This is a genomic window from Mycobacterium sp. (assembly GCF_050701675.1).
In the GTDB taxonomy this organism is placed as follows: domain Bacteria; phylum Actinomycetota; class Actinomycetes; order Mycobacteriales; family Mycobacteriaceae; genus Mycobacterium.
Window position 1 is genome coordinate 1 of sequence record NZ_JBOGDD010001188.1, and the last position, 1536, is coordinate 1536.

Here is a 1536-nt window from a genome sequence, read left to right on the forward strand (position 1 = left end):
CGCCTGGATCGTGCCGGTGTTCTCGACGAGGGCGAGGCTGCCCGACTTGTCGATCACCGCGCTGGCGTTGTTCTGGCCGCCGGTCTGGCTGACGGCGATCACGCCGGCGTTGCGCAGGGAAGCGACCACGGCGCCCGGATTGACCAGGATGCCGGTCGCCTCCGCGCCGAAAGCCGTTGCGCTAATCACGCCCGCCTGGTTGGCAATGCCGCCGACCACGGTGGTCGTTCCGCCGCCCATCTGGCCGATGCGGATCGCCGTCGCCGAGACGCCGTCATTGACGCCGTTGGCGGTGATGTTGCCCCGGTTGACCAGGCCGAAGGCGTCGACGCCTGTCCCGACAGCGCCGAGGGTCGTGGCGCGTTCCGAGCCGATGTCGAGCGCCGGCGCGGAACCCGAGGACGTCAGCGCCGCGGTCCCTTCCAGCGAATCCTCGACGCCGTCGTCGTCCTCGTCTGAGTCGGTGGTGCTGGCGTCCGCCGGCTGGCGGTCGAGCAGGACGCCCTTTCCGACATTGCCGGTGATCCGCACCGCCGCGCCGCCCTGCTTCAGGTCGTCGGCGTCGAGCTTGGCGCGCACGGCGTCGGTCAGCCGGTCGGTTGTGCGATAGCCGGTGGCGGAGATGGCGTTCTGCAGCAGCACCTGGCCGTCCACGTCGCCGAGTTTGACGCCCGTCGCGCCCTCGCCCTGGGCGGAGACGGAGCCGGTGATCTGCACGTCGCCCGCCACCGATTGGGCCTGGACGCCGACGCTGCGGTCGCCGGTGACCCCGATGGCGCCCGCATTGACCAGCGATCCGTTCAGCCGCGTCTCGACCGAAACGCCCGCCGAGTCGTTGCCCTCGATGCTGATCGACCCGCCACGCTCGTTGCGGACATTGCCGGTGAACGGGTCGGGACCGGTCACCCGGATGCCGTACCGGTTCGCGCCTTGCGCCAGCGGCCCATCCAGGTCGCCGTCGCTGTCGGTGTCCGTCGGCGTGTAGTCCTCCAGAAGGGAGATCGCGCCGGTGTTGCCGAGGCTGCCTGTCCGTCCGCCCAGCGCCAGGATTCCCGTGGCGTTGTTGACGCCGGTGAAGGTGATCGTGCCGAGGTTGCTGACCTTGTTGTTGCTGTCGAGCGTCACCGCCGCGCCGGCGGCCGTCGGCTTCACGGAACCGGCGGTGTCCACCGTCAGATCGTCGGGCGCGCCGGCGGCCGTGGCGGTGGAGGTCTTGACCGGAGCCGTGACGGCTGTGGTGATCTTGGTCTCGGCCTGGGCGGCAGCGGCCCAGATCAGCGGAAGCAGGGCCGCGGAGACGAACAGTCGGTTCATGGAGATCCTCTTGCCGCCGGCTGGGGCAAGCTCGCGAAAGGACGTGCCAATCGACGAACACTATGCTAGCCGTAACGAGCTACTTCTTGTTACATAAATACTTGTTGCGTAAAAACTGTATATCGCTTCGGCGAGGCTTTCAAGCCCGGCCGTGGCGCCTCGGAGTCTCCGCGATGCCCAGACCTGCCGCCGACCCCGCCAAGGCCGCGCACACCAAGATCC

1 protein-coding gene is annotated in these 1536 nt (G+C 68.9%); it reads right to left on the bottom strand.

Annotated elements, in window-relative coordinates:
• On the bottom strand, positions 1–1314 hold a 1314-nt coding region (locus ACRDUX_RS36910; protein ID WP_526421841.1), incomplete at its 3' end, for a hypothetical protein.
• Between the last annotated feature and the right edge of the window lie 222 nt (positions 1315–1536).